The 25,676-nt window shown below is 60.7% G+C and carries 21 protein-coding genes and 1 pseudogene; 8 read left to right on the top strand and 14 right to left on the bottom strand.

Features of this window, described 5'->3' with window-relative positions:
• Window positions 1–517 precede the first annotated feature (517 nt).
• Window positions 518–1,594, bottom strand: a complete 1,077-nt coding sequence (locus AB4O12_RS25220) for a BsuBI/PstI family type II restriction endonuclease (protein ID WP_460059911.1) — start codon at window positions 1,592–1,594, stop codon at window positions 518–520.
• A complete protein-coding gene (locus AB4O12_RS25215) occupies window positions 1,594–3,399 on the bottom strand; it encodes an HsdM family class I SAM-dependent methyltransferase (RefSeq protein ID WP_460059910.1) in 1,806 nt (601 codons plus the stop codon). The genes AB4O12_RS25220 and AB4O12_RS25215 overlap by 1 nt, the downstream gene beginning before the upstream one ends.
• Before the next feature lie 587 nt (window positions 3,400–3,986).
• On the opposite strand from AB4O12_RS25215, the gene rimJ reads away from it, so the two are divergent.
• The 3 genes and pseudogenes from rimJ to AB4O12_RS25200 all read left to right on the top strand — a co-directional run bounded on the left by rimJ (window position 3,987) and on the right by AB4O12_RS25200 (window position 6,641).
• Complete coding sequence (gene rimJ / locus AB4O12_RS25210) at window positions 3,987–4,574, top strand: ribosomal protein S5-alanine N-acetyltransferase (protein WP_122508189.1); 588 nt, start codon at window positions 3,987–3,989, stop codon at window positions 4,572–4,574.
• 282 nt (window positions 4,575–4,856) lie between these two features.
• Window positions 4,857–5,735 (top strand): annotated as a pseudogene (locus AB4O12_RS25205) (methyl-accepting chemotaxis protein); the annotation flags it as partial.
• 42 nt (window positions 5,736–5,777) lie between these two features.
• Complete coding sequence (locus AB4O12_RS25200) at window positions 5,778–6,641, top strand: methyl-accepting chemotaxis protein (protein ID WP_370593494.1); 864 nt, start codon at window positions 5,778–5,780, stop codon at window positions 6,639–6,641.
• An 879-nt stretch (window positions 6,642–7,520) separates the two neighbouring features.
• On the opposite strand, the gene AB4O12_RS25195 is transcribed toward AB4O12_RS25200, so the two are convergent.
• Genes AB4O12_RS25195 through AB4O12_RS25185 form a run of 3 tightly spaced genes read right to left on the bottom strand, consistent with a single transcriptional unit; the run spans window position 7,521 to window position 12,264 of the window.
• Window positions 7,521–9,071, bottom strand: a complete 1,551-nt coding sequence (locus AB4O12_RS25195) for an FGGY-family carbohydrate kinase (protein WP_460059909.1) — start codon at window positions 9,069–9,071, stop codon at window positions 7,521–7,523.
• Entirely contained in the window at window positions 9,068–10,663 is a 1,596-nt protein-coding gene (locus AB4O12_RS25190; RefSeq protein ID WP_460059908.1) for a glycerol-3-phosphate dehydrogenase/oxidase, read from the bottom strand. The genes AB4O12_RS25195 and AB4O12_RS25190 overlap by 4 nt, the downstream gene beginning before the upstream one ends.
• Window positions 10,660–12,264 carry an FAD-binding oxidoreductase gene (locus AB4O12_RS25185; RefSeq protein ID WP_460059907.1) on the bottom strand — a complete coding sequence of 535 codons (1,605 nt, stop codon included), beginning with the start codon at window positions 12,262–12,264 and terminating at the stop codon, window positions 10,660–10,662. Before AB4O12_RS25185 ends, AB4O12_RS25190 begins: the two co-directional genes overlap by 4 nt.
• A 188-nt stretch (window positions 12,265–12,452) precedes the next feature.
• Between AB4O12_RS25185 and gliR the strand changes: the two genes are divergently transcribed.
• Both gliR and AB4O12_RS25175 read left to right on the top strand, forming a co-directional pair.
• Window positions 12,453–13,469 (top strand): AraC family transcriptional regulator GliR, encoded by a 1,017-nt coding sequence (gene gliR, locus AB4O12_RS25180; RefSeq protein ID WP_460059906.1) that lies wholly within the window; start codon window positions 12,453–12,455, stop codon window positions 13,467–13,469.
• 478 nt (window positions 13,470–13,947) lie between these two features.
• Complete coding sequence (locus AB4O12_RS25175) at window positions 13,948–14,313, top strand: DUF6124 family protein (protein WP_095180333.1); 366 nt, start codon at window positions 13,948–13,950, stop codon at window positions 14,311–14,313.
• Between the two features lie 252 nt (window positions 14,314–14,565).
• On the opposite strand, the gene AB4O12_RS25170 is transcribed toward AB4O12_RS25175, so the two are convergent.
• From AB4O12_RS25170 to AB4O12_RS25140, 7 genes are all read right to left on the bottom strand, one after another.
• Entirely contained in the window at window positions 14,566–14,934 is a 369-nt protein-coding gene (locus tag AB4O12_RS25170; RefSeq protein ID WP_016771789.1) for a glyoxalase superfamily protein, read from the bottom strand.
• Window positions 14,935–15,132: 198 nt separating this feature from the next.
• The gene (locus AB4O12_RS25165) at window positions 15,133–16,590 is read right to left on the bottom strand and encodes a D-aminoacylase (protein WP_460059905.1); all 1,458 of its coding nucleotides are present in this window, start codon (window positions 16,588–16,590) and stop codon (window positions 15,133–15,135) included.
• Window position 16,591: 1 nt separating this feature from the next.
• Complete coding sequence (locus tag AB4O12_RS25160) at window positions 16,592–17,452, bottom strand: MurR/RpiR family transcriptional regulator (protein WP_024011492.1); 861 nt, start codon at window positions 17,450–17,452, stop codon at window positions 16,592–16,594.
• 16 nt (window positions 17,453–17,468) lie between these two features.
• Window positions 17,469–18,818: a GntP family permease gene (locus AB4O12_RS25155; RefSeq protein WP_150743425.1), complete on the bottom strand. Its 1,350-nt coding sequence runs from the start codon at window positions 18,816–18,818 to the stop codon at window positions 17,469–17,471.
• 365 nt (window positions 18,819–19,183) lie between these two features.
• Window positions 19,184–20,077 carry an NAD-dependent epimerase/dehydratase family protein gene (locus AB4O12_RS25150; RefSeq protein WP_460059904.1) on the bottom strand — a complete coding sequence of 298 codons (894 nt, stop codon included), beginning with the start codon at window positions 20,075–20,077 and terminating at the stop codon, window positions 19,184–19,186.
• Window positions 20,078–20,180: 103 nt separating this feature from the next.
• On the bottom strand, window positions 20,181–21,092 hold the full coding sequence (locus AB4O12_RS25145) for a LysR family transcriptional regulator (RefSeq protein ID WP_252887289.1): 912 nt from the start codon (window positions 21,090–21,092) through the stop codon (window positions 20,181–20,183).
• A 108-nt stretch (window positions 21,093–21,200) separates the two neighbouring features.
• Complete coding sequence (locus tag AB4O12_RS25140) at window positions 21,201–21,791, bottom strand: NADPH:quinone oxidoreductase MdaB (protein WP_095180328.1); 591 nt, start codon at window positions 21,789–21,791, stop codon at window positions 21,201–21,203.
• A gap of 181 nt (window positions 21,792–21,972) precedes the next feature.
• Between AB4O12_RS25140 and AB4O12_RS25135 the strand changes: the two genes are divergently transcribed.
• Window positions 21,973–22,287, top strand: a complete 315-nt coding sequence (locus AB4O12_RS25135; protein ID WP_460059903.1) for a putative quinol monooxygenase — start codon at window positions 21,973–21,975, stop codon at window positions 22,285–22,287.
• Here the strand turns inward: AB4O12_RS25135 and AB4O12_RS25130 are convergent.
• On the bottom strand, window positions 22,277–23,041 hold the full coding sequence (locus AB4O12_RS25130; protein WP_460059902.1) for a sulfite exporter TauE/SafE family protein: 765 nt from the start codon (window positions 23,039–23,041) through the stop codon (window positions 22,277–22,279). The genes AB4O12_RS25135 and AB4O12_RS25130 overlap by 11 nt on opposite strands.
• A gap of 216 nt (window positions 23,042–23,257) precedes the next feature.
• On the opposite strand from AB4O12_RS25130, the gene AB4O12_RS25125 reads away from it, so the two are divergent.
• Together AB4O12_RS25125 and AB4O12_RS25120 are read left to right on the top strand one after the other, a co-directional pair.
• Window positions 23,258–24,196, top strand: a complete 939-nt coding sequence (locus AB4O12_RS25125; protein ID WP_460059901.1) for a LysR substrate-binding domain-containing protein — start codon at window positions 23,258–23,260, stop codon at window positions 24,194–24,196.
• Window positions 24,197–24,237: 41 nt separating this feature from the next.
• Window positions 24,238–24,588, top strand: coding sequence for a cupin domain-containing protein (locus AB4O12_RS25120; protein WP_016770579.1), 351 nt, complete (start codon window positions 24,238–24,240; stop codon window positions 24,586–24,588).
• A 200-nt stretch (window positions 24,589–24,788) separates the two neighbouring features.
• Here the strand turns inward: AB4O12_RS25120 and mmsB are convergent, their stop codons facing one another.
• Entirely contained in the window at window positions 24,789–25,676 is an 888-nt protein-coding gene (mmsB, locus tag AB4O12_RS25115; RefSeq protein WP_252877399.1) for a 3-hydroxyisobutyrate dehydrogenase, read from the bottom strand.

Raw genomic sequence — 25,676 nt, 5'->3', positions numbered from 1 at the left:
TCTTCAAATAAGTCCGTCACCTTTTCCCATACCTGCTGCGCTCGACAAAAACGGGCCTATGCGCTTGAGTCCACGTATATCAGTGAACGCCAGACCGTTACATCGGTACCGTGGCTTTCTGGTTGCCTAGTCGGCTGTACACGTCCCGTTTTCTCAATGAGCCCCTCTCCGCGAGCCCGGCGCATCACACCACCTAGAGCGCGCGCTTCACTTGGTTTCTGAAGCCCAGTTGCCCATATGTCGTCGGGTGTGAATTCTGGCTGCCTCTGAGCGACCTGTCGCACTGCCGCGTATGCCATTTCGGTCCAATCTTTATCCGCCATATCCCCCCCTAGACACCTTCCGAAAGAATATCCACAGCTCTTCAAATAATCGCATGAGGAATTATTCGCAGCATGCCTACCTATGAAATCACTCCGGTCCAACAAAATCCTTTTTAAACGGAGCAAGGGACTGGTCCATTAAAGGGTATTTTTTTGAGCCTAGCTAACACTCAATCGCGCCTTGCTAGTAGGCCCTAAGGACCTAGCAGCTGGTTTAAGCCAGACAGAGAACCCACTCCGTCACGGAGCATGAGAATTTTATCGGGCTCACTCATGAACCAGGCAAAAGAACCCCAAGCCAATCCTGTGGCGGTCTTCTTGAAGCCTGCCGACTCCCGATCCGCATATGCCGTGACAAAAGCGACTTGTGAGCGCTTAAAGCCGCCATTGTCCGTCAGGTCAAAAAGGGCATCTTGGCGGCGAGCGGTAATTGCGCCATCGGTAGCAACCACCTCAATAAAGATGATCAGGGGATTGGTCGGTCCGAGATCCACCAAAATCAAATCAGGTAAATTTTTATGCGCGTCAATGTCGAGTCCGATGGTGGAAGCCATGCGTAGATCCTGCATGGCAACCTTGTTGCTCGACTCACTGAGCCAAAGCACAGCAGGTTTCTCCAGAAACTGCTTGGCAAAAACCTCGACGACTGCCCTAGAAATCAACGAACTAGGGCCATAGGACAATGTGCGCGTTTCGCCATTAGGAAACTTTACAAGCACGCCTTCCTGGTCGGCAGCTCCCATGCGCATCAGCGAAATCCGCGCAAGCGCACCTTTATTCAGGTGCTCATCTTGCCACTTGAAAATAGCCTCCTCTAACTGCTCGCCTTGGAGTGCAGGGTCGAACAAGGCAGCCAGATCAGTTTTGAGAGCATAGCGAGGCTTACCGGATGTGGTGGGAACATCCTTGTCTTCCATGACTGCACCAACTGCTACAAGACCCTCGCGGAGGGTCTCGTCACGAATAGGCTCACGGGTGTTATCGGCGTACCACCGCTTGCCGGGAATCTCGAACGACTTCTTGCGCAAGTTAGATCTATAGCTGAGGCGCTCCTCATCGCTATCATTGGCCGCCTGTACATCGGTCATGCGATATACATGCACAGGCCCCAACCTAACGCTGGAGTGCTCCACAGCCCCGATATACAACATCGCAAATACAGCGCTTGCAGCTAACTCGCGAGTGCAGTAAATCCGATTCGGTGTGCCTTCCGGGAAGATCAGCGGGAGCCTTTCAGCGACCAGTTCCCTTGGTACGTAAGGTGGCAGCACTACATATCCCCTTCAAACAATCGATTGCATGCACTCTCAATGGATTCGCGATCAGCACCGGCATCGACCAGCCGCGCCAGCTCTACAAGTTCGTCGGGGCATGGCAGCGGCAGAGACTCCAGCTCGTAGGCAGAGACGGCGACAGACCCACTTACGCAGCGAAAAGCGCGGTCTGCGGCCGAGCTGTTGATAAATGCACCCAGCACATCAGCGCGAATCCTTGGTGATTCGATGATCGGCCGAATCATATTGACGTGATTCTCGATGACGACGCCGCCATGCTTTTCTAGGAACTCGGCAGGCAGCGCTGTGGCTATGAGGCGCCGACTTTGCTCCTTGGCCGTGGTGCGCTGCAGCAGAACGCAGGGCTTAGTGGTCACCAGCCAATTGTCCCCGGCCTTCAGCTCGAAGTATGGGGCATGATTTTTTTTATCCGCGCGGAATACGAAACGGCCATCGGCGGTGATTGCTTCAGCCCAGATCAGTGGCAGCCGCTTGCTGCTTGGGCGATGCGCAAGCTGACTCTTGAAACGGTTCCACACCAACGGGCCAGTACTTACGCCATAGCCCCAGTCGGCGAGACGGTAGGGCATGTGCGTCAGCCGTTGGACCAGAGCGCTCTGCTCAGTCGTGCGCGGCAAGAGCCAAGGAAGCGATGAGTCGGCGGGGAGGATGATCTTGCCCGTCTGCTGGACATCCAGCCCGTTCATGGATGGGGCAATTTCGGCAACAACGACTGGAGCACTGTCCGCGCCTTTACGATATGTCGCCAGAGCTGTCTCCTGTAGCACGTCGTCAAAAACGCCCTTTCGAGCGGTAACGAAATCGATGGTCAGCGGCGGCGCTGAGCGCCCCAACAAGGCCCGTAGATTTTTAAAGTAGACGCCGGCTAGAAATGAGGTCGGGGTGACGTAGGCAATAACGCCGCCCAACTTGGTGTGACGTAGCGCCAGATCGGTAAACAGCCCATACAGGTTCGCGTGGCCATACAGCGAGCGCTTGTAACGGTCGCGAGTCTCGGCGTCGAGCTTGGCTCGGCCATATGGAGGATTGCCGATCACCAAATCGAAACGGTCTTTCGGCTGGCTGCGGCGAAGCGAGTCGCAAACGGTAACCATAACGGGCAGCTTACGGCCGGCCAGCCGGCTAATCGGCAGTACCACAGCATCCAAGGTGACTTGGCTAAGCCAAGCCCCGAAGGGATCAATTTCATAGCCGCGCAAGCGATTGCCGATGCTCTGCATTAGAAACTTTGGGCTGCAATGCTTCTGTTCGTCCATGATCCGCTGGGCGATGGGTGCCAAAAAGGCTCCTCCACCGCAAGCAGGATCAAGCACACGACACTTCGCCCAGTCAACATTAGCTACCGTTACTTGGTCGAGCAGACGGGCAGTCAAGACAGGTGGAGTGTAGAAAATACCGTACTCCCCACGATGCTCGGCTGGGAGCATACCGGTATAGGTGAGGCCAATTTGATAGGCGGCGGTCTCTGCATTAAATTTTGCGGCAGTGCGACCAATTGTTTCCGCGAGTGCGGCGGCAGCCTCTGGCAGCGGCTCGGTAGGGAATGGATGGAGCGGTGAACGTAACTCTTGGGGGACGATGTCGACGCTGGTCAAACCACACCACCAAGCCTCGATCAGGCGCACACCAAATGCACGCGCAAGGGCTAGTTGGTGATCCGCCGGAAAAGTGGCAACCAGGGCGCGAGCCATGACTCTAGCGGAGGCCAGCACCTGGCTGGGGGATTCCGCAGCCGTTTGGTCCGCTTGCTGTGCCTGTTTCGTCTGTGCCGTGTGAGCCATATTTCCCCCTTTTTCGCGGGCTGGGATTCTACAGGACTCGGCGTCCTGCCAACCGCTTTTGTGCAAATTGCGTGATAAGTGACACCCAACGGTCGCAAAAGAGCCATTACGCAACCATCTTCCAGTCGGAGTCAGGTCAGATGGTATGCAACTTCTTCAGCGAGTTTCTGGAGGCCGCGTACCTATGGCGCTGTAAGTATCTGCCACGAGTGAAATCGGCGACATGGCGAAGAAGCTGACTTTAGACCGCATAAAGCCATAAATTAGGGGATAAGCCAACAGAAAATACTGGCTAGATATACAGCTATATTGAGATAGCGCTTTTCCCCTTCGGCCTGATAACGAATCACTCGCAAACTACGGTTACCGTTTTTTTGAAGTCGGGTTAGCTTGCTCCGATGCGCACGAGATGAACTTTTCTTCACCACGCCCACCCGACCAATCCCATAAAATCCCCCCGCTCATTCAAAAAACTACGGTTCGCCCGCGCTCCTAGCGGGCTTTTTTTCGCCTCGGCTTCTCCATATCTTGCCGCTCCCCACCATATGCGCGACTCTGCCAGCAGATCCCTCGCCAAGGAGCGCTCGATGCCGCTGTTATCCCTGCCCTGCCCGCGCCTGACGCTGGCGATCCTCTCTCCCGATCAAGCCGAGCTCGAAAGCGCGTTCTACCAGCGCAACCTCCGCCACCTGGCGCCGTGGTCGCCCATCCGCACCACCGACTACTTCTCCACCGCCAACATCCGCCGTCGCTTGGAGATCCAGGCCAGCGCCTTCGAAGCCGGGTTAGCCATGCATTTCGCGCTGCTGTCGCCGGACGGTCAGCAGATGATTGGAGCGTGCAATTTCAGCGGGATTATTCGTGGGGCGTTTCAGGCGTGTTATTTGGGTTATCACATCGATGAGGCGCATCAGGGGCAGGGTTTGATGCAGGAGGGGCTGGAGGCGGGGATTGGTTATATGTTCGATGTGCAGAATCTGCATCGGATCATGGCCAATTACATTCCGGGCAATGAGCGCAGTGCGCGTTTGCTTGAGCGTTTGGGTTTTGAGCGTGAGGGCTATGCGAAGGCGTATCTCAACATTGCCGGGCGTTGGCAGGATCATGTGCTGACGGCGCTGGTCAATCCGGGGTTCGAGGCGCCGGATCAGCGCTGGTCGCGGCGCCTGGGTTGAGTTGCGCGAAATCTGTCCGACAAAAATCCTTTCAGCTCTCGGGTTTGCGGCCGATACAGACCTGCTAACACCCCTGCTGGCTCAAAAGAACAACAATCTTCCAGCTTAACTGACGACCAAGAAACCCAACGTTTCTGGAGGATTTGCATGAATAGCTGGTTCGGTAACATCAGCGTGAACATGAAACTCGGCCTGGGCTTCGGCCTGGTGCTGGCCCTGACCTGCGTTCTGGCGCTGACCGGCTGGACCAGCCTCGGCGGCCTGATCGACCGCAGCAACTGGATGAGCGACATCACCCAGCTCAACGCTGGCCTGACCAAACTGCGCGTGGTGCGCCTGCAATACATGCTGACCAATGGCGACGAAACCGCCGCGCAGAATGTGCAGACCACCCTGGAAAGCTTCGCTGCTCAGCAGCAGGCGTTGATCAGCAAATTCAAGAGTCCGGAGAACGTCAAACTGCTCAAGCAGCAGGCGGCGACCATCGCTGAATACCAGACCTCGCTGAACAAAATGCGCAACGCCTATCGCACCGGCAACAGCGCCCGCGACACCATGAGCGTCAATGCCCAGAACGCCTACAACCTGATCGAATCGATCAGCCAGCGCGTGCAGCAGATGGAGTTGAGCGATCAGCGTTTCGAGCAGTTCCAGGCGGTTACTGCCGCGAAGGAAGCCTTCATCCTCGCGCGCTATGAAGTGCGTGGTTACACCGCGACCAGCAATGCCGAAACCGAGCAGAAAGCCGTCGGCCAGATCGACGCGGCCATCGCCAGTCTCAAGCCACTGAATGCGCAATTTGCCGCGACTCAGCAGGATGCCCTGCGCCAATTGGAAACCGCGCTGACCAGCTATCGCAGTGCGTTGATGGCGTACAAGAACGCCAACACCGAGGCGGTGCAGGCGCGTAAGGAAATGACCGATCAGGGCACCACCATCGTCGCCCTGAGCGAACAGCTGTACCAGATCCAGCTTGATCGCCGTGACGCCGAAAGTGCCCAGGCGCGCACCTTCCAGTTGATCAGTACGTTGCTGGCGCTGCTGGTTGGCGTGATTGCTGCGGTAATCATCACCCGTCAGATCACCCGTCCGTTGCAGGAAACCCTCGCCGTGGTCGAGCGCATCGCCAGCGGCGACCTGACCCAGAATGTCACCGTTACCCGCCGCGACGAACTCGGCGTGTTGCAGCAAGGCATCGCGCGCATGGGCGTGACCCTGCGTGACTTGATCAGCGGCATCCGCGACGGCGTTACCCAGATTGCCAGCGCCGCTGAAGAGTTGTCGGCTGTAACCGAACAGACCAGCGCCGGTGTGAACAGCCAAAAAGTCGAGACCGATCAGGTCGCCACTGCCATGCACGAAATGACTGCCACTGTGCAGGAAGTTGCGCGTAATGCTGAGGAAGCGTCGCAAGCTGCCGCTGCTGCGGACGGCGAGGCCCGTGAAGGCGACAAGGTTGTGAATGAGGCCATCGCGCAGATCGAGCGTCTGGCCAGCGAAGTGGTGCGTTCGACCGAAGCGATGAGCGTGCTGCAACAGGAAAGCGACAAGATCGGCAGCGTCATGGACGTGATCAAGGCTGTTGCCGAACAGACCAACCTGCTCGCGCTCAACGCCGCGATTGAAGCGGCACGTGCCGGTGAAGCCGGGCGTGGGTTTGCCGTGGTGGCCGATGAGGTGCGCGGTCTGGCTCAGCGTACGCAGAAGTCGACTGAGGAAATCGAAGGTCTGGTCGCCGGTCTGCAGAACGGCACCCAGCAGGTTTCGGCAGTGATGAACAACAGCCGCGCGCTGACCGACAGCAGCGTCGCCCTGACGCGCAAGGCCGGCGCCTCGCTGGAAAACATCACCCGTACAGTGTCGAACATCCAGTCGATGAACCAGCAGATCGCCGCCGCTGCCGAACAGCAAAGCGCCGTGGCCGAAGAGATCAGCCGCAGCATCATCAACGTGCGCGACGTGTCCGAGCAGACCGCAGCGGCGAGTGATGAGACGGCAGCGTCGAGTGTTGAACTGGCGCGGTTGGGTGGTCAGTTGCAGCAGATGGTCAGCCACTTCCGCGTTTGATGTTGGTTTTGCGCTGTAGCTGAAACCGAATCGCGGGCAAGCCCGCTCCCACAGGTTTTCGTGGTCGACCACTGTTGATGTGTTCACCTCGATAACTGTGGGAGCGAGCCTGCTCGCGAAAGCGGTGGATCAGCCAAATCAACAGTGCCTGACACTCCGTCTTCGCGAGCAGGCTCGCTCCCACATTGGATTTCTGTGGGTCGCTGGATTTTGAGCACACCGCAATACCCCTGTGGGAGCGGGCTTGCCCGCGATGGCGGTGGGTCAATCCAATCAACATTGCCTGACACTGCGCCTTCGCGAGCAGGCTCGCTCCCACATTTGGATTTATGTGACTCACAGGATTTTGAGCTCACCGAAAATCCCTGTGGGAGCGGGCTTGCCCGCGATGGCGGTGGGTCAGTCAAACCAACGTCGCCTGACACTGCGCCTTCGCGAGCAGGCTCGCTCCCATATTGGATTTGTGTGGGTCGCTGGATTTTGAGCACACCGCAAAATTCCTGTGGGAGCGGGCTTGCCCGCGATGGCGGTGGGTCAGTCAAATCAACATTGCTTGACGCTGCGCCTTCGCGAGCAGGCTCGCTCCCACATTGGATTTGTGTGGGTCGCTGGATTTTGAGCACACCGCAATACCCCTGTGGGAGCGGGCTTGCCCGCGATGGCGGTGGGTCAATCAAATCAACATTGCTTGACGCTGCGCCTTCGCGAGCAGGCTCGCTCCCACATTTGGATTTGTGTGACTCACCGGATTTTGAGCTCACCGAAAATCCCTGTGGGAGCGAGCCTGCTCGCGAAAGCGGTGGATCATTCAGATCATCATTGACTGACACTCCGCCTTCGCGAGCAGGCTCGCTCCCACTGGGGTGTATGGTGTCGGGACTATTCGGGATACCCGGTGATTTTGCGGATGCTTTGGTACAGCGGTTTGAGCTGCCGGTACATGCGCAGATAGACGTCTTTGTACAGTTGCTGGTAAATCTCCTGCGCCTCGGGTTGTGGGTTAAAGACCGCTCCAACCCGAGTCATCGCCGCAATGGCCGATGGGAAATCCCTGTGCAGTCCCAACCCCACCGCGCAGCATATCGCCGCCCCCAACCCGGAGGCTTCATACACATGCGGGCGCTCTGCCGGCAGGCCGAAGATGTTGGCGGTCAGTTGCATGGCGGCGTCGCTTTGTGAGCCGCCGCCGGCGACGCGCAGGCGCTGGATCGAGACTTTTGAGCGTCGCTCGATATTCTCCATGCCTTGGCGTAGCGCGTAGGCCAGTCCTTCGAGAATCGCCCGGTAGATATGCGCGCGGGTGTGTACGTCGCCGAAGCCGATCATCGCGCCTTTGGCTTCCACGCCCGGTTCGCGGATGCCCGGTGACCAGTAGGGTTGCAGCATCAGGCCCATCGAGCCCGGGGGCACTTCGTTGACCAGCGCGTCGAACAGTTGCTCCGGCTCGATGCCCTGGGCTTTCGCCTGCTGCATCTCGCGCAGGCCGAATTCGTTCTTGAACCAACTGACCATCCAGTAGCCGCGATAGATCATCACTTCGCAGTTGTACTGATCGGGCACGGCCGAGGGGTACGGCGGGATCAGCGGGACGATTTCCGGGTAGCGCGAGCGGGTGCTGGTGATCGTCGCGGTGGTGCCGTAAGACAGGCACACGGTGCGTGCGTCGACCACGCCGGAGCCGATCACTTCGCAGGCCTTGTCCGCGCCCGCCGCGATCAGCGGCAGGCCCTCGGGGATGCCGGTGTGGCGGGCGGCTTCGGCTGTGATGTAGCCGAGGGTTTCGCCGGGTTTGTGCAGGCTCGGCAACTGCTCCGGGCGCACCGCCAGTGCCTGCCATTTCCAGTCGCGCGGCGCCGCCCATTTCAGCCGTTTGAAGTCGAAGGGCAGATAGCCGACGCAGCAGCCGACCGAATCGACGAAGCGCCCGCACAAGCGATGGGTGAGAAAACCCGAGAGCAGCAAAAACTTGTCAGTCGCCGCCCACACCTCGGGCTGATGCCAGGCGATCCAGTTGGCCTCGGCCTGGGCGCGAAAATAATCCACCGTCGCTTGGGCGCCGACCAGTTTGAACAGCCAGCCCCACGGCCCCTTGATGCCGCCCTCGACCTCAGCCTGACGTTGATCGAGCCAGACAATTGCCGGGCGCAGCGGTTTGCCCTTGGCGTCCACGTTGATCACAGTGCCGCGCTGGGTGGTCAGGGACACCCCGGCAATCTGCGCACGGTCGATGCCGGTCTGCTGCCAGAGTTGCTGACAGGCCTCGCCGAGTTTCGCCCAGTAATAGTCCGGATCCTGCTCGGCCCAACCGGGTTGCGTCGAGTAGTACGCCTGCAAGTCGACTTTGCCCTTGCCGAGCAGATTGCCCTGCAGATCGAAGAGCAACGCGCGCACGCTCTGGGTGCCGTTGTCGATGGCTAATAGGTATTTCATGGGGTGATCTCCGGCAACCCGTGATCGCGCAGCCACAACAATCGATAACGCTGAATTTCCGCTAGCCAGCGCTCATCATCCCAGGCCAATCGTGGCTGGCACAGCGTGCGGATCGCCGGCAAATAATCCTCGCCACCGCGCGGCAGCAACAGGCCCAAACGGGTGCGACGCAGCAGCAAATCATCCAGGTGCACAACCATTTCCGCCTCGCAGGCAAACGCCAGCTCTGCCCACAAAGTATCGGTGGCGCCAACCGTTTCCAGACCGAGTTCGCCGAGCAATTGCGCCAGCCTCGGCAGGTCTCGACCGTGACGTCCGGCCAGGCGTCGCCATTGATTGCCGCTCAGTCCCGCAATCGTCAGCGGCGGCACAGCGGCGAACACCGGCGCGCCGTCATCGACAAAAGAACGCCCGAGCATCACCGCACACGCCTTGAGCACTTCGATCGCTTGCGGACGAAATGTGGTCAGTTTGCCGCCGGCCAAAGTCACGCAACCCGGCTCCTGCCACAACACATGTTCGCGGGTCTCGTTGGAAGGTTTGCCCTGCTGCGCACCCGTTGCGCTGCCCACCACCGGACGCACGCCTGACCAGGTCGACAGCACGTCGTCGACGCCCACTTCGGCGCCGGGAAATTGCTGCTGGCACGCGGCGAGCAGATAGTCGAGTTCGTCGCTGGAAATGCGCGCGCTGTGGTCGAGGTCCTCGCGATGATCGAGGTCCGTGGTACCGACCACCGTCGCGCCCTCCCACGGAAACACGAACACCGGGCGCCGATCGCGCTGATGCAGAAAAGTGAACGCCTGCGCCACTGGCAAACGCCAGCCCGGCAGCAACAGATGACTGCCGCGCAACGGGCGCAATTGCTTCGCTGACTCAACGGGACGCAGGCGCTCAGCCCACGCGCCTGTGGCCACGGCCAACACAGCGGAGCGCAATTGCAGCGTGGCGCCGCCCTCGCCATCTTCGATCTGAACCCCGCACACGCGCCCGCCTTCACGCAGCAGTTGCGTGACCCGCACACCATTGAGCACCACCGCGCCATCGGCCCGGGCCTCGCGCAGTACGCGCATCACCAGCCGCGCGTCATCAGTCAGCGCATCGACAAAACAGCTGCCGCCGAGCAGGCCGTTTTCCTTCACCCCGGGGGCGAGAAAACGCAGTTGCTGCGCGTCATGAAAACGATGGTTGCGCCGCCCCGCCAGCGCGTCGTACACCGAGAGCAAGCCGCCCATGACGCGCGGCCCGGGAAAGCCGCCGCGATAGTGCGGCATCATGAAACTCATCGGCTCGACCAGCCCCGGCGCTTCATCAAGCAAACGCTGGCGCTCGCGCACCGAATCGCGGGTCAGGCGCCACTGGCCCTTGGCGATGTAACGCAAACCGCCGTGGACCATTTTCGATGATCGGCTGGAGGTGCCCCAGGCAAAATCGCGCTGCTCCAGCAGCAGACAACGCCAGCCCCGGCGCGCGGCTTCGCGGACGATTCCGGCGCCGCTGATGCCGCCGCCGATGACGATCAGGTCCCAGGTTTCATCCGCCAGCGTCGGCAGGATCTGTTCGCGCCACTGCGCGTTCCAGTTCGCCGTCATGGCCGCGACTCTGGCAACAGCGTGCCCGGGTTGAGGCGCCCCTCCGGGTCGAAATGTTCGCTCAGCGCCTGCAACGTCTGCATCGCCAGCGGGCCTTTTTCGCGCAGCAGATACGGCGCGTGATCCTTGCCGACACCGTGCTGATGGCTGATGGTGCCGTGGTTGTCGACGATGGTCTGGCTGGCCGCGTGTTTGAGCATCCGCCAGCGCGCCAGCGTCGCCGCATAGTCCGCTGCCGGGCGAAAAACGTAAGTGGTGTAAATGCTCGAGCCTTCGCCGTAAACGTGCGAGAGATGAGTGAACACATGCACGCGCTCGCCCTCGGCGGCCAAGGCGTCGCGCAGGCTGTTTTCGATGAGGCTGAGCAAGTGGTCGACGTTGCTCCAGTCGGTGGCGGTTTCGAGGGTGTCGACCACGTAACCGGCGTTCCACAGGTTCTCGCGCAGGTAGGGAAAGCGGAAGCGGTTCTGCGCCCACTTCTTGCCCAGCAGGGTGCCGGTGAACACGCCGCCGAAGGCTTTCAGATGCTGGCGCGCGTGTTTCAGCGACAGTGCGTTTTGCTGGCGATTGCCGGTGACACCGAAGGTCAGCAGGCATTTGCCGTCGCCGGCGCCGCGCAGCTTGAGGTACTTCTCCAGCCAGGCGATCTGTTGCGGATGGCCGGCCAGCGCCAGTTGCGTTTCGGTTTCCACCGCGTTGGACAGACGCAGCATCGACAGCGGTACGCGCGCCTGCGCCAGTTGCCGGATTGCTTGCAGCGCGTGCGGCCAGTCGGGCAGGAACACACCGTAGAAACGTTCGTCCGCCGGCAACGCGCTGACTCGCACTTTGACCTCGGAAATGATCCCGAAACGGCCTTCGCAACCGAGCACCATTTCACGCAGATCGGGACCTGCCGCCGACGCGGGAAAGGTTGGAATCTGCAGAGGCCCGGCGAACGTTTCCAGGGTGCCGCCGGCAAACAATTGCTCGATCCGCCCGTAGCGCAACGACTGCTGGCCACTGGAACGACTGGCCACCCAACCGCCCAGCGTCGACAGCTCCCATGACTGCGGGAAATGTCCCAGCGTGTAGCCGCGCGCGCGCAATTGGCTTTCGACTTGCGGCCCGCTGGCGCCCGGGCCGAACGTCGCCAGCAGGCTCTGTTCGTCGAGGTCGGTCAGACGATTCATCCGCGCCAGCGACACCGTCAGCACCGGGCGCGCGGAGTTTGGCGGATTGATGTGTCCGGCCACCGACGTGCCGCCGCCATAGGGAATCAGACAGAGGTCCTGATCATGGGCGAGGGCCAGCAATTGGCGGATCTGCTCGGCGGTTTCGGGAAACGCCACGGCATCGGGATAAGTACCCAGCGCGCCTTCGCGTAATGCCAACCAATCCGGCAGGCTCTGGCCGCGAGCGTGCAGCAGGCGATCGTGAGTATCGACGCTGTACAAGCGATGCGGCACCAGACGCGAGGTCGGCACTTGCGCCAACGCCGCTGCCAGGGTCGCATCGGGCAATGCCCGGCCAGCGCCCAAGCGTTCGTGGAGAAATGTCGCGCCCTGGGCCGGCAGTTCGACCACCGTGCCTGCCTCTCCCCAGCCGTTCCAGCGTCGCATGCGTGTGTCCTTTTTCTGCCGTTGGATCAAGCTTGCATACTAGTCAGCGCTGGAGATCTGTCACGGTCGCATCCGGCCAGATCATGTAGCGAATGGCGCCAAACGTCCGGCCATTTACTTTCGCCGGGCAATCCACTTACCTTGCGGCATTCATTCGCTCACGCGCCGTCGATCAAAGGACCGCGACCATGCCATCGCTTGGCTTCACTTCCGTTCCGCCGCTGCTCAAATACCTGCGTCATGCCGAACAGTTGGGCATGGCCATCGAGCCTGCATTGGCGGCGGCCGGGTTGCAGGCGCAGCAGTTGAGCGACAACACCTTGCGCCTGCCGGGTGAGGTTCACGAGCGCTTGCTGGATTATTTCTGCGAGCACTCCGGCGATGGGTTGTTCGGGCTGCATGCGGCGAATTTCGTCCTGCCCAATTCGTGGAGCGTGCTCGGTTACATCACCATGAATTGCGCGACGCTGGGCGATGCGATGAGCCGGATCATGCCGTTCGAAAAACTCGTCGGCGACATGGGTGTCAGCCGCGCCCAGGTGCAGGGCGAGCACGTGCATCTGATCTGGACCTGCCGCTACGAGCGGCCACGGATTCGTCGGCATTTGGTGGAAAACGTGCTCGGTTCGTGGCTGCACTACGCGCGCTGGATCGCCGACACGCAGCTGTCACCGGCCTGCGTATGGCTGGAGCATGCGCGGCCGGATGAGGTGACGCAGGCCGAGTACGAGGCGTTTTTCGGCTGCCCGGTGCGGTTCGATCAGGGGTATTCGGCGCTGGTGGTGCCGCTGGCGTATTTGCAGTTGCCGCTGCGCCAGGCCGATGCGCAATTGCTGCGAACCCTGGAAGAACACGCGATGGATTTGCTGGCGACGCTGGAAGATGCGTCGCTGGCGCAGCAGGTGAAAAACATCCTGCGCGGTTTGCTCAAGGAGGGCTTGCCGCGCAAGGAGCAAGTGGCCGAACAGCTCAGCGTCTCGGTGCGCACGTTGCAGCGGCAATTGCAGCAGGTCGGGACGTCGTATCAGCAGATTCTCGATGAGCTGCGTCAGGAACTGGCCGAGCATTATTTGCTCAACAGCACGTTGCCCATTCAGGACATTGCGCAGTATCTGGGCTTCACCGAACCGCGCTCGTTTCATCGCACGTTCAAGAGCTGGCGCGGGATGCCGCCGGGGGAGTTTCGGCTGCGGAATCGGCGGTGATGCTGATGGCCTCTTCGCGAGCAGGCTCGCTCCCACAGTAGTTCTCGGTTGCCTGCATTTCCGAGTTCACCGCAGCCCCTGGTGGGAGCGAGCCTGCTCGCGAAGGCGTCATTTGCCACACCGATTAAACGCGTCTTGGCACAACTGTTTAAAGCCGCCAGACATTCAGCGAAACCACCCACAATTCCTTGCGCCGCTGCCTACGCCTGCGCCAGAATCCGCCGGCTTGTGCGCCTTGGGGCCTGCCGTTAACTTGATTCGGTCACTGATTTCTCAGTGATCGAACTTAGCGGCTCGGACAGCATTCCGGTTGTACAAGTCCAATCCGGTCAGGCTCCCGCCTGCACTCGATGGTGGCTGTGCGCATGGCATCTTCGGATGCACCGGGTTGAATGCTTACCGGTCCGCTAACTTGCGCACAGCTGCCTCCCTTTGCTTAGCGGCGAAACGGATGCAGCTTCATAAGAGGCAAGCATTCATGTTCAAAGTAACCCCAAACCCGCCCCCCACCGACTCGGCATCCCCCTACGAATCCGCCGACTCGAAGAAATTCCACGAAGCCGCCGACCGCGCCCTCGACCATTACCTCGGCCCGTCCAGCGCTGAGTTCATGGCCCCGCCCTACAAATCCAACACGCTGTACATGGCCAATCCCGAGGCCGACAACGAATCGCTGCTGGCCGATGCCTGCGAAACGTTGGGGTCGGCGACGGTGATGCTCAACGATCAGGCGGGGCTGGTGAACGGCTCGCAGCGCAAGACGTTGCAGGGCATTGCGCAGATTGTGATGGTGGCGGAGATGGCGGTGAATCGGGTGCTGGATCGGTTGGTGCCGACTGATTGAGGGTTTTTGGGGGATTTGGTGTGGGCTGATTTTGGTGGGGTGTCAGGGATTGCCCTCACCCCAGCCCTCTCCCAGAGGGAGAGGGGGCCGACCGTGCGATGCTCACGAAATACGCCGACCTGAAATGATCGCTGTGAATCCATATTCGACACGGTCGTTCAGGTAGACGTTTGAAGCACGGTCAACTCGGTCGGTCCCCTCTCCCTCCGGGAGAGGGCTAGGGTGAGGGGCTTTTGATCTCAGGCATGCAGATCAAAGACTGATCGCATTGGTAAACACCAACCGATTGCCAAACGGATCGGCAATGGTCATGTCCTGACTCCCCCAAGGCATCGCCTGAATCTGCGGATGCGAGAACTTGTAATCCTTGGCCATCAGTTGCTGCTGAAACGCCTCCAGCTCATCGGTCTCGATACGCAGCGCCGAACCCGGGCAGGCATCGCCGTGATGCTCGGACAGATGCAGCACACACTCGCCCCGCGACACCTGCAGATACAGCGGAAAATTCGCTTCGAAGCGATGCTGCCAGTCGATCTTGAAACCGAGAAAATCGACGTAAAACTCGACAGCCTTGGCCTCATCGAAGATCCGCAGGATCGGGGTGGTTTTGCCGAAGCTCATGGGGTGCTCCCTGACTGATTGGCCCCACAGTGTAGACGGGGAGGATGTCAGCAAATCGGCTTGTGGATGGCTTTCTTTAATTGCACAGTGCCACTATGAGACATAGATCAAAAGATCGCAGCCTTCGGCAGCTCCTGCATTGGAATGCGATCTCCTGTAGGAGCTGCCGAAGGCTGCGATCTTTTGGCGCCATCATCATCAATAAAATCCTTCGCGCAAATTACCTTCGCGAGCCAGAAACCGCCCTGCCCTGCTGCCATTCGCCTGTCCGTCGCGATAACTCAAAACGCCGTTGACCCACACCCCTTCAATCCCCTGAGCGGCCCGCTGCGGATCGTTGAAATCGGCCACGTCACGCACGGTCGCCGGGTCGAACAACACCAGATCCGCCCAATGTCCTGCACGAATCTCGCCTCTTTCCTGCAAGCCAAAACGCGCCGCCGACAGGCCGGTCATCTTGTGCACGGCGGTGTGCAGAGGAAACAACCCGACGTCGCGACTGAAATGGCCCAGCACCCGTGGGAAAGCGCCCCACAGGCGCGGATGCGGGAACGGGTCTTCGGGCAGTCCGTCAGAGCCGACCATCGAAAGTGGATGGGCAAGGATTCTTCTGACGTCGGCCTCGTCCATGCCGTAGTACACCGCGCCCGCCGGTTGCAGACGTTTCGCGGTTTCTTCCAGCGACAGTTTCCATTCGCCAGCAATGTCGATCAGGTCGCGCCCGCTGACTTCCGGGTGCGGTGTCGACCAGGTGATCGTGATGCGGTGGGCGTCGGTGACTTGCTTCAAATCCAGAGTCGAGGAACTCGCCGCATAGGGATAGCAATCGCAGCCGACCGGATGGGTTTTCGCTGCCTCTTCCAGCGCTGCGAGCAAGTTCGGACTGCGTCCCCAGTTACCGACGCCGGCGCATTTGAGGTGAGAAATGATCACCGGCGATTGCGCGTGTCGGCCGATCTGAAATGCTTCGTCCATCGCCTCCAGCACCGGGGCGAATTCGCTGCGCAGATGGGTGGTGTACACCGCGCCGAACGCCGTCAGTTCTTCGGTCAGTTGCATGACTTCATCGGTCGAGGCGTTGAAGGCGCTGGCGTAGGCCAGGCCTGTGGATAAACCCAACGCGCCAGCCTCGAGACTGTCGCGCAACTGCTCGCGCATGCCGGTGATTTCGTCGGGGGTCGCGGTGCGGAACAGGTCGTCGAGGTGATTGCTGCGCAGCGCCGTGTGGCCAACCAGCGCGGCGACATTCAGCGCGGTATTGGCCGCTTCGACGGCGGCGCGGTAGTCGCTGAAACGCGGATAGACGAACGCCGCTGCGCTGCCGAGCAGGTTCATCGGGTCCGGCGGATTGCCCTTCAAAGTGACCGGCGAAGCACTGATGCCGCAATTGCCGACAATCACCGTGGTCACGCCTTGGCTAAGCTTGGGCAGCATCTCGGGTTGGCGAACGACCACGGTGTCGTCGTGGGTGTGCACGTCGATGAAACCCGGCGCCAGCACCCGGCCGGCGGCGTCGATTTCTTCGCTGGCGCGGGCGTCAGACAGGTCACCAATGCGCTCGATGCGGCCATTGAGAATTGCCACGTCTGCGCGGTAGCCCGGCGTGTTGTTGCCGTCGATAACCAGCGCGTTGCGGATCAGGGTGTCGTACTGCATGTCAGTCTCCCAGCGGCAGGTGATCGTCGCCGCCACGGTATTCGTCGAGGGCGAGTTTGATTCGCCGCAGACGTTCTTGATTGTCTTCAGGGCTGGCCAGCGCCAGTTCGGTGGCGAGCACGTCGATGGCCAACAGCATGCCGTAGCGCGCCGCCGTCGGTTTGTAGATGAACGAGGTTTCCGCGCCTTGCAGCGGCAGGACGACGTCGGCCAGTTCGGCCAACGGTGAATCGCCGCGAGTGATGGCGAGAATGCGCGCGCCGTAATTGCGCGCCAGCTCCACGGTTTCCAAAAGCTCCGGGGTGATGCCGGTCAGCGAGCAGGCAATCAGCACTTGCTCGGCGTTCAAACTGGCGGCGGTGACGCGCATCATCACCGCGTCATGACACACCGCAATCGGGTAACCGAGGCGCACCAGACGCACCTGTAATTCATCGCTGCACAGGGTCGAGCAACCGCCCATGCCGAACGCGTGAATCATCCGCGCCTGGCTGAGCAATTTCACTGCGTCGGCGAAGCGCGATTCATCGAAACCGGCCAGATGCTGGCGCAGCGTGGTTTCGATGTCGCCGACAATCTGCCCGTAGAACGCCGACTGCTCGGGCGTGCCCGCCGGGTCCAGAAAACGGCTGCCAACGCCGCTGGCCTGGGCCAGTTGCAGACGTAGATCACGCAGGTCACGGCAGCCGACCGTGCGGGCAAAGCGCGACAGCGTGGCGGTGCTGACCTCTGCGCGTTGTGCGAGGTCTTCGAGGCTCGCGCTGGCGGCAAACCCGACATCGTCGAGCATCAACCGCGCAATGCGCCCCTCGCCGGCGCTGAAGGAATCCTGGCGGGCGCGGATCTGGTAGAGGATGTCCATGGGCGGCGGGCTCCGGTTACAGCAGGTAGGAAAGGCCGACGGTCAGCGCGAAAGCGACCAGCGAAATCAGCGTTTCGAGCACGGTCCAGGTCTTGAACGTCTGCGCGACCGTCATGTTGAAGTATTCCTTGATCAACCAGAAGCCGCCGTCGTTGACGTGGGAAAAGATAACCGAGCCCGCGCCGGTCGCCAGCACCAAAAGCTCAGGGTGTGGATAACCCAGACCGATGGCCACCGGCGCGACAACGCCTGATGCGGTGGTCATCGCCACGGTGGCCGAGCCAGTGGCAACGCGCATCAGCGCAGCGAACAACCAGCCCATGATCAGCGGCGACAGGTGAAATTCGTGAGCGAGGCCGACGATCTGATCGGTAACGCCGGCATCCACCAGTATCCGGTTCAAGCCGCCACCAGCGCCGACAAGCAAGGTGATGCTGGCGGTGGGCGCGAGGCATTCGTTGGTGAATTTGAGGATCGATTCGCGGTTGAAACCTTGGGCAATCCCTAGCGTCCAGAAGCTCAGCAAAGTCGCCAGCAACAGCGCGATCACCGAATTGCCGATGAACAGCAGGAACTGGTTGAAAGCGCTGCCGGGGGTGGAAATCAGATTGGCCCAGCCGCCGATCAGCATCAGCACCACCGGCAGCAGAATGGTTGCCATGGTGATGCCGAAACCCGGCAATCTGTCGCGCGGCTCGCGCTCGAGAAATTGCTTTTCCAGCGGATTGTCCGCCGGCAATTGAATGCGCGGCACGATGAATTTCGCGTACAGCGGGCCGGCGATGATCGCGGTCGGAATGCCGATCGCGATCGCGTACAACAAGGTCTGCCCGACCGAGGCCTGATAGGCCTGCACCGCGAGCATCGCCGCCGGGTGCGGCGGCACCAGCGCATGCACCACCGAGAGGCCGGCGACCATCGGCAGACCGACCATCAGAATCGACACGCCAACCCGGCGCGCCACTGTGAAAGCGATCGGCACCAGCAGGACGAAACCGACTTCGAAGAACAGCGGCAAGCCGACCAGAAACGCGATGCAGACCATCGCCCAATGCGCGTTCTTCTCGCCGAATCGCTCGATCAGCGTGCGCGCCATCTGCTCGGCTCCACCGGACTCGGCCATCATCTTGCCGAGCATCGTCCCCAACGCCACCACCAGCGCAATATGCCCCAACGTCTTGCCGACGCCCGCCTCATACGCACCGACCACCGCCGACGGCGGCATCCCGGCCACCAACGCCAGGCCCAGGGAAATCAGGGTGATGACAATGAACGGATTGAGCCGGTAACGGGCGATCAACACGATCAGCGCGATGATGGCCACGGCGGCGTAGACCAGCAGCCAATAGCCGAAGGAAGGCGTCATGCGGTACTCCTCGAAAGGGTCACGTTCGAATGGGTTGTGAAACTCATAAATCATTTCGAGATAGAGATTTCAAACCGCATGAAATTAATTTTCGTGGAGAGACAAGGTGTGTCGCTGATGGGTATGGCGTGTCGTGATTAATGAAAATCGGAGGGCGGGATTTTCATGGCTTCCTGGCCACCACAAAGTCCCTGTGGGAGCTGGCTTGCCAGCGATGACGGCGCCACGTTCAACATGGGTGGCGACTGATCCACCGCTATCGCTGGCAAGCCAGCTCCCACAGGAATTACATTTTTCCAGGCAGAACGCGGTCACCTGTGGGAGCGAGCCTGCTCGCGAATGGCTTCACTCGGTGCGCGCTGGACTCACACCATTTCGTTACGAATCCATTCAACCACCGACGTGCGCTTCGGCGTCCAGCCCAGCAGTTCCCGGGCGTGTTTGCCGCGTACGCGGCTGTTGGAACCGAGGCCGTAGTTGGCCATTTCGTAGCCCCATTCGGCTTCGGCGTCAGGCAATGGCCAGTCTTGCGGTTTGCCCAGATCGAGGGCTTCGGCCATGGCGGTGGTCATGTCGATGAACGAGGCTTCACCGCTCTCGACAAAGTAGAAAGTGCCCGGCACATTCCTGGTCAGCGCCAGCAGATACAAGGCGACGACGTCTTCGATGTGCACGTTGGACCAGATGTTCTGGCCGCTGCCAACGTGGCGCACCACGCCGCTCTTGCGCGCCTGCTTGAGCAGTCGCGGCAATTGCACGCTGTCGCGTTTGACGCCAAGGCTGTGGCCGTAAATCAAGGTGTTGCAGATCACCGCCGAGTTCACGCCATCCTTCGCCGCCGCGAGTACGAGGTTGTCGATGGCTACGCGATCGGCCTTATCGACAGTCGGTTGCGGCAGGTGGTCTTCGTAATAAATGACATCGCTGGATTTGCCGCCGGAGGCATCGCCGACGATGCTCGAACCGCTGGTGTGCAGAAAGACTTTATTCGAGCCGCGCAAAGCGTCGAGTAACGCTTCCACCGCACCGCGATGATCGCTGCTAGCAGCGTTGATGACGGCATCGGCAGCACGCGCCCGTTGCGCCAGCAATTGGCTGTCATCGAGGGTGCCGATTACCGCGTTCATGCCCAATGCTTTCAGCTCATCAGCCTGCTCCGCGCTGCGCACCAGGCCGGTGACGTTGTGCCCGGCCTGCACCAGGCCGGTGGCGATGGACCCACCGATAAATCCGGCCGCGCCGGTAACGAATACGTTCATGGAGAAACTCCCTGCGTGAATAAGTGATGCAGCGAGTATCGGCCGATGAAACCCGGCGAAAAACCCGCCCTCGGCCAATTCACTCTTGCGCAGGGATCACGAATCAGCCCTTGAATTCGGCGCTGGCGTAGGCGGCGAGTTTGCCCTGGATAAAGTCGAGGAAACACTGAATGCGCAACGCCAGTTGCGAGTTGCGGTAGTACACGGCGTTGATCGGCTGGCGATAGCCACTGTTGAATTCACCGAGCAGGACTTTCAGGCGTCCGGCGCGGATGTCGTCGATGGTCATGAAATGCGACAGACAGGCAATGCCCTGCCCTTCCAGTGCCAAATGGCGCACGGTCTCGCCGCTGGAAGCGCTGATTGCCGGGGTGATCGGCCAGCGGTCGCCATGCACATAGCGCAGCGGCCATTGGTTGAGGCCTTCGTTCTGGGTAAAGCCGAGCAACGTGTGTTCGCTCAAATCCGCCACTTGTCGTGGCGCACCGTGCTTTTTCAAATAGGCGGGGCTGGCAACAATCATCAACGGACTGCAACCGAGCGAACGCGCGTGCAGCGTCGAATCGGCGAGGGTGCCGATGCGGATGGCGACGTCGGTGCTTTGTTCCAGCAGGTCAATGATCAGGTCATTGCTGTTGAGTTCGAGCAGGATGTCCGGGTACAGCTGCCGGAATTCGTCGATGTAGGGAACGATGGCGTGGAGCATGAACGGCGAGGCAGCGTTGATGCGCAGGCGCCCGGATGGGGTCTGCTGGCGCGAGGACAGGCGTTCTTCGAGTTGATCCATCTGGTCGAGAATCAACTTGGCCTGTTCGAAGAAATACTTGCCCTCCTCGGTCAGGTCCATGCGTCGCGTGGTGCGGTTGATCAGCGTGGTGTCGAGCTTGGCTTCGAGCTTCGACAGCGTGCGACTGACGGCCGACGGCGTCTGGCCGACCTGCTCGGCGGCGGCGGAAATCGAACCGCACTCGATCACGCAGACGAAAATCTGCAACTCATCGGATCTGGCTTTCACGGGTGTCCTCTTTGGAATCGCCAAGATCGCAACCAATCGCCATGCCCTCTGCAGGAGCTGCCGAAGGCTGCGATCTTTTGCTGTGACCCCGATATTAGCCTGAAAGCCTCAAGCCTTGAGGCCAAACACCTCAGTCAGATGCTGCTCATAACGCGCCACATCGTTTTCGATATTCGGACGCTTCATTACGTCGACGCAGAGGAAGGTCGGCAGCGCGGTCATGCCCAGAAACTCGTTGGCCTTGTGGAACGGGAAGTACACCGCGTCCACGCCTTTGGCTTCGAAGAAATCCGTCGGGTCATCGAAGGCTTGCTGCGGCGCGTTCCAGGTCAGCGACAGCATGTATTGCTTGCCCTGAATCAGACCGCCACTGCCGTACTTCTGCGAGGCATCGGAACGGGTGCGGCCGTCGCTGGCGTAGAGGCTGCCGTGACCTTCGGTGAAGACTTCGTCGAGGTACTTTTTCACCGTCCACGGCGCGCCCATCCACCAGCCCGGCATCTGATAAATGATCACGTCGGCCCAGAGGAATTTCGCCACTTCTTCGGCAACGTCATAGCCCTCGTCGATAAACGTGGTCTTGACGTCGACACCGCCGCGATCCAGCACGCTCAGCGCGGTTTCGTGCAGGGTGGTGTTATAGCGGCCATCGGAATGGGCGAATTTTTTACCGCCATTGAGCAACAGCACTTTCTTCATCGGAAAACCTCGGCGCAGCCTTCAAGGCTGGATTGAAACAGGAATTGGAATGGCCGCAGATTAACCATCGATCTCGCGCGAAAACAGCCACATCGACGCAAAATACATTTGATCAAAACGCACGAATCGATCGCCAATTGTTGCCGTAGCATCGCCGCTTTCTGCTTTTGAGGAAGTTGTGATGAGTGAACGCCAGGGTTTCATCCTGCACGCCAAGACCCACCCGGAAAAAGCCGCCGAATTCGAAGCGCTGTTCCGCGCTTACGTCGAGCCAAGCCGCGCCGAACCGGGCTGCATCGAGTACCACATGCTGCGCGACAAGGAAGATCCGACGCTGTTTATCTTCTACGAGATCTGGGCCAGCCAGGCGCATCTGGATGTGCACTCGGCGTTGCCGCACATGAAAGCGTTCTTCGCCAAACGCATGGATTATCTGGAGCGCGATTTCGATATCCGCCCGATCGACATGCTCAGCGAATCGTCGGCTAGCCGCTGATCAGCAAATGGGCGCCGAGCGTGCCCAGTCCGATAAAGAAGACCCGCTTGAACAGCACCGCACTGATGCGCTGACGCAGCCACTGACCGAGCAACATGCCAAGCATGGCCGGGATCAGCGCCAGCAGCGAGGCGCTCAATTCGCCACCGCCGAGTGCGCCGTGCCAGAGCAGCCCAGCGGCCAGCGCCAGGGTCGAGACGGTGAAGGACAGGCCGAGCGCCTGCACCAGCTCATCGCGGCTCAGCCCCAGCGCTTGCAGGTACGGCACCGCCGGAATCACGAAGACGCCGGTGGCGCAGGTGATGACGCCGGTGATCAGGCCACACAGCGGGCCGAGCCACGATTCATGCGCGGATTTGACGTGTAGCGTGGGCAAGAACAATCCGCTCAATGCATACAGCAACAGCGCCGCGCCAAGTCCGCGCACTACCCAATGTCCGCTGGACATGTCGAGCCAGAGGGTGCCGATGCCGGTGCCGAGGAAGATCATCAGCAGCATGGGCCAGAGGCGTTTGATCAATCCTTGCAGATGACCGCCGAAGGCCAGTTGCCAGAGGTTGGTCAGGGTCGCGGGGACGATCAACAAAGCGGCTGCCTGCGCCGGCGCCATAGCCAGACCGAGCAGGCCCATCGCGACAGTGGGCAGGCCGAGGCCGATCACGCCTTTGACCGTGCCGGCGAGGAGGAAGGTGGCGATGACCAGTAGAGAAAGGGTCAGGCCGAGGGTTTGGTAGAAGTCGGTCAGTTTGTGCATTGGGGTAATGTGCACTGATTCGGGCTGGGGGAAAATCTGCCATATACTTAGGCAGCCTCTTCCTTTGCAAGAGGCTGACATCGGCTTTGAGGCATCTGACCTCTTCGCGAGCAGGCTCGCTCCCACACGGGATCTGCGCTGTACATAAGTCCCTGTGGGAGCGAGCCTGCTCGCGAAAGGGCCAGCCCAGCCACCGCGAAACCACAGGCAAACCCCATGCACTTCGACCTCACCGACCTGCGCCTCTACCTGCATATCCTCGACACCGGCAACATCACCGCCGGCGCCGCCCGCAGCCACTTGTCCCTCGCCGCCGCCAGCGCCCGAATCCGCGCGATGGAAGCCTCGCTGGGCGCTGAATTCCTCGACCGCGGCCGCCGTGGCGTCACCCCGACGCCAGCCGGCAAAGCCCTCGCCCGCCACGCGCGCATTCTTTTGCAACAGGCCGAACGCATGCAGCAGGATCTGGCCGATTATGCGCATGGCGTCAAAGGCCAGGTGCGGCTGTTATGCAACACCACGGCGATTACCGAGTACCTCCCGGAAGTGCTCGCGGACTTTTTGCGCAGCCATCCCAATCTCGACATTGATCTACAGGAACTGCCCAGTGCGCGAATTACTCATGCCTTGCGTGAAGGCGCAGCGGATCTGGGGATTGTGTCCGACGCGGTCGACACCAACGGCCTGCAGACCCAGGCGTTTCGTGATGATCCGCTGGTGCTGATTCTGCCGCTCGATCACCCGTTGTCCGACGCCACCGAGGTCAGTTTCAGCGACGCGTTGCAGCACGACTTTGTCGGATTGAGCGCCGACAGCGCACTGGCGATTTATCTGGAAGAACAGGCGCTGCACAGCGGCGCACGGATGCAGGTGCGCATTCGCGCCGATGGTTTTGATGGCGCGATGCGTATGGTCGCCCGAGGGGCGGGACTGGCCATCGTGCCCTTGGCCGCTGTCGAACGTACGGCGCTCAAACGGTTCCAGTGCGTGACCCTGAATGAGCCGTGGGCGCGCCGCGCGTTATTGCTCTGCGCGAAAGACTTCGCCGCGCTGCCGGGTTATGCCCAAGCGCTGTTACAAGCACTTATTGCTGCGCGCGTTTCTGAGCACTCCGATGTCGACCCCAGACAACTGAGCGGCGACCGGCCGCTATAGGGTGCGACTTCAATTCTCAAGTCCACCTGCCCGGAGTCCCCATGACCGCGACCGCCCCAATCACCGTTCTGCGCGACACCCACCCGCTGCCAGTGCTCGACGCCTGCAAATGGGAAAAACTCGAAGGCGACCCGCACACCGTCAACCTCAACGCCTACACCAGCGAAGACGGCAGCAAGATCATGGGCACCTGGATCTGCACACCGGGCAAGTGGCGCGTCGATTATGTGAAGTGGGAGTACTGCCATTTCCAGGAAGGCTACTGCGTGATCACCCCGGACGGCATGGCGCCGATTCATCTGCGTGCTGGCGATATCTTCGTGGTTGAGCCGGGCATGAAAGGCACGTGGGAAGTGGTCGAGACCGTGCGCAAATACTTCGTCTTCGCCTGATGCACAAAAGCCGGGAAATCACCCGACGTGATTTCCCGGCAAATATCCCGGCGTTGCTAAAACCTGTGGCGAGGGGATTTATCCCCGCTCGACTGCGCAGCAGTCGCAAACCCTGAGCACTCGGTTTGCCTGACACAATGTAGAGGGCTGCTGCGCAACCCAACGGGGATAAACCCCCTCCCCACAAAGGGCTGATCGCGTTACTGCGGCTTGCGATAGCTGTTGATGATCGCCGAGAAGTCTTTCCCACCGTCACCGCGCTGACTCATCGCCTGATACAACTGCTGTGCCACCGCGCCGAGCACCACCGGTTGATGCGCCTGCCGCGCCGCTTCCGTCGCCAGCCCGAGATCCTTGAGCATCAGTTCTGCACCGAACCCGCCGGTATAACCGCGCGAGGCCGGCGCCGTTTCGACGATGCCCGGCCACGGGTTGTACATCTCCGAACTCCAGCAGCGCCCGGTCGAGCTGTTGATGATCCCGGCCAACACGCCGGTGTCGATCCCCAGCGCATCGCCCAACGCCATCGCCTCACTGACGCCAACCATCGAGATCGCCAGCAGCAGGTTGTTGCAGATCTTGGCGATCTGGCCGGTGCCGACTTCACCGCAATGGACGATGTTGCGGCCCATCTGCGCCAGCACCGGTTGCAGGGTGGCGAACAGTTCCGAGGTGGCGCCAACCATAAAGGTCAACGTTCCGGCCGTCGCACCGCCAGTACCGCCGGAGACCGGCGCATCGGCCATGGCCACGCCGTGTTTGGCGGCGGCCGCTGCGACGTCGCGGGCGGTCTGCGGATCGATGGTGCTGCAATCCACCGCCGGCACGCCTTGGCGAATGCCGGCGAGCACGCCCTCTTCACCCAGCCAGACACTGCGCACATGCACCGCGGCCGGGAGCATGGTGATCACCAGTTCGGCATCTTCCGCCGCCTCGCGGGCCGAAGCGCGGATGGTGCCGCCCAGTTGCTCGAGTTCCGCCAGCACGGTTTTGTTCAGGTCGACCAGGTTCAACGAGTGGCCGGCCTTGATCAGGTTGCGCGCCATCGGCGCGCCCATGTTGCCTAGCCCGATAAATGCGATTTTCAT

It is taken from the genome of Pseudomonas sp. S2_A05 (assembly GCF_054668485.1).
Note: the sequence above shows the minus strand (reverse complement) of the source record. Positions and strands in the feature narration are given on the sequence as shown.

What these genes read in the sequence shown, in the direction of transcription:
- AB4O12_RS25150 (WP_460059904.1), bottom strand. Translation starts at nt 20,077, where the DNA reads ATGAACGTATTCGTTACCGGCGCGGCCGGATTTATCGGTGGGTCCATC.
- AB4O12_RS25125 (WP_460059901.1), top strand. Translation starts at nt 23,258, where the DNA reads ATGCACTTCGACCTCACCGACCTGCGCCTCTACCTGCATATCCTCGAC.
- AB4O12_RS25195 (WP_460059909.1), bottom strand. Translation starts at nt 9,071, where the DNA reads ATGAAATACCTATTAGCCATCGACAACGGCACCCAGAGCGTGCGCGCG.
- AB4O12_RS25165 (WP_460059905.1), bottom strand. Translation starts at nt 16,590, where the DNA reads ATGCAGTACGACACCCTGATCCGCAACGCGCTGGTTATCGACGGCAAC.
- rimJ (WP_122508189.1), top strand. Translation starts at nt 3,987, where the DNA reads ATGCCGCTGTTATCCCTGCCCTGCCCGCGCCTGACGCTGGCGATCCTC.
- mmsB (WP_252877399.1), bottom strand. Translation starts at nt 25,676, where the DNA reads ATGAAAATCGCATTTATCGGGCTAGGCAACATGGGCGCGCCGATGGCG.
- gliR (WP_460059906.1), top strand. Translation starts at nt 12,453, where the DNA reads ATGCCATCGCTTGGCTTCACTTCCGTTCCGCCGCTGCTCAAATACCTG.
- AB4O12_RS25170 (WP_016771789.1), bottom strand. Translation starts at nt 14,934, where the DNA reads ATGAGCTTCGGCAAAACCACCCCGATCCTGCGGATCTTCGATGAGGCC.
- AB4O12_RS25155 (WP_150743425.1), bottom strand. Translation starts at nt 18,818, where the DNA reads ATGACGCCTTCCTTCGGCTATTGGCTGCTGGTCTACGCCGCCGTGGCC.
- AB4O12_RS25140 (WP_095180328.1), bottom strand. Translation starts at nt 21,791, where the DNA reads ATGAAGAAAGTGCTGTTGCTCAATGGCGGTAAAAAATTCGCCCATTCC.
- AB4O12_RS25175 (WP_095180333.1), top strand. Translation starts at nt 13,948, where the DNA reads ATGTTCAAAGTAACCCCAAACCCGCCCCCCACCGACTCGGCATCCCCC.
- AB4O12_RS25130 (WP_460059902.1), bottom strand. Translation starts at nt 23,041, where the DNA reads ATGCACAAACTGACCGACTTCTACCAAACCCTCGGCCTGACCCTTTCT.
- AB4O12_RS25200 (WP_370593494.1), top strand. Translation starts at nt 5,778, where the DNA reads ATGGGCGTGACCCTGCGTGACTTGATCAGCGGCATCCGCGACGGCGTT.
- AB4O12_RS25190 (WP_460059908.1), bottom strand. Translation starts at nt 10,663, where the DNA reads ATGACGGCGAACTGGAACGCGCAGTGGCGCGAACAGATCCTGCCGACG.
- AB4O12_RS25135 (WP_460059903.1), top strand. Translation starts at nt 21,973, where the DNA reads ATGAGTGAACGCCAGGGTTTCATCCTGCACGCCAAGACCCACCCGGAA.
- AB4O12_RS25185 (WP_460059907.1), bottom strand. Translation starts at nt 12,264, where the DNA reads ATGCGACGCTGGAACGGCTGGGGAGAGGCAGGCACGGTGGTCGAACTG.
- AB4O12_RS25215 (WP_460059910.1), bottom strand. Translation starts at nt 3,399, where the DNA reads ATGGCTCACACGGCACAGACGAAACAGGCACAGCAAGCGGACCAAACG.
- AB4O12_RS25120 (WP_016770579.1), top strand. Translation starts at nt 24,238, where the DNA reads ATGACCGCGACCGCCCCAATCACCGTTCTGCGCGACACCCACCCGCTG.
- AB4O12_RS25160 (WP_024011492.1), bottom strand. Translation starts at nt 17,452, where the DNA reads ATGGACATCCTCTACCAGATCCGCGCCCGCCAGGATTCCTTCAGCGCC.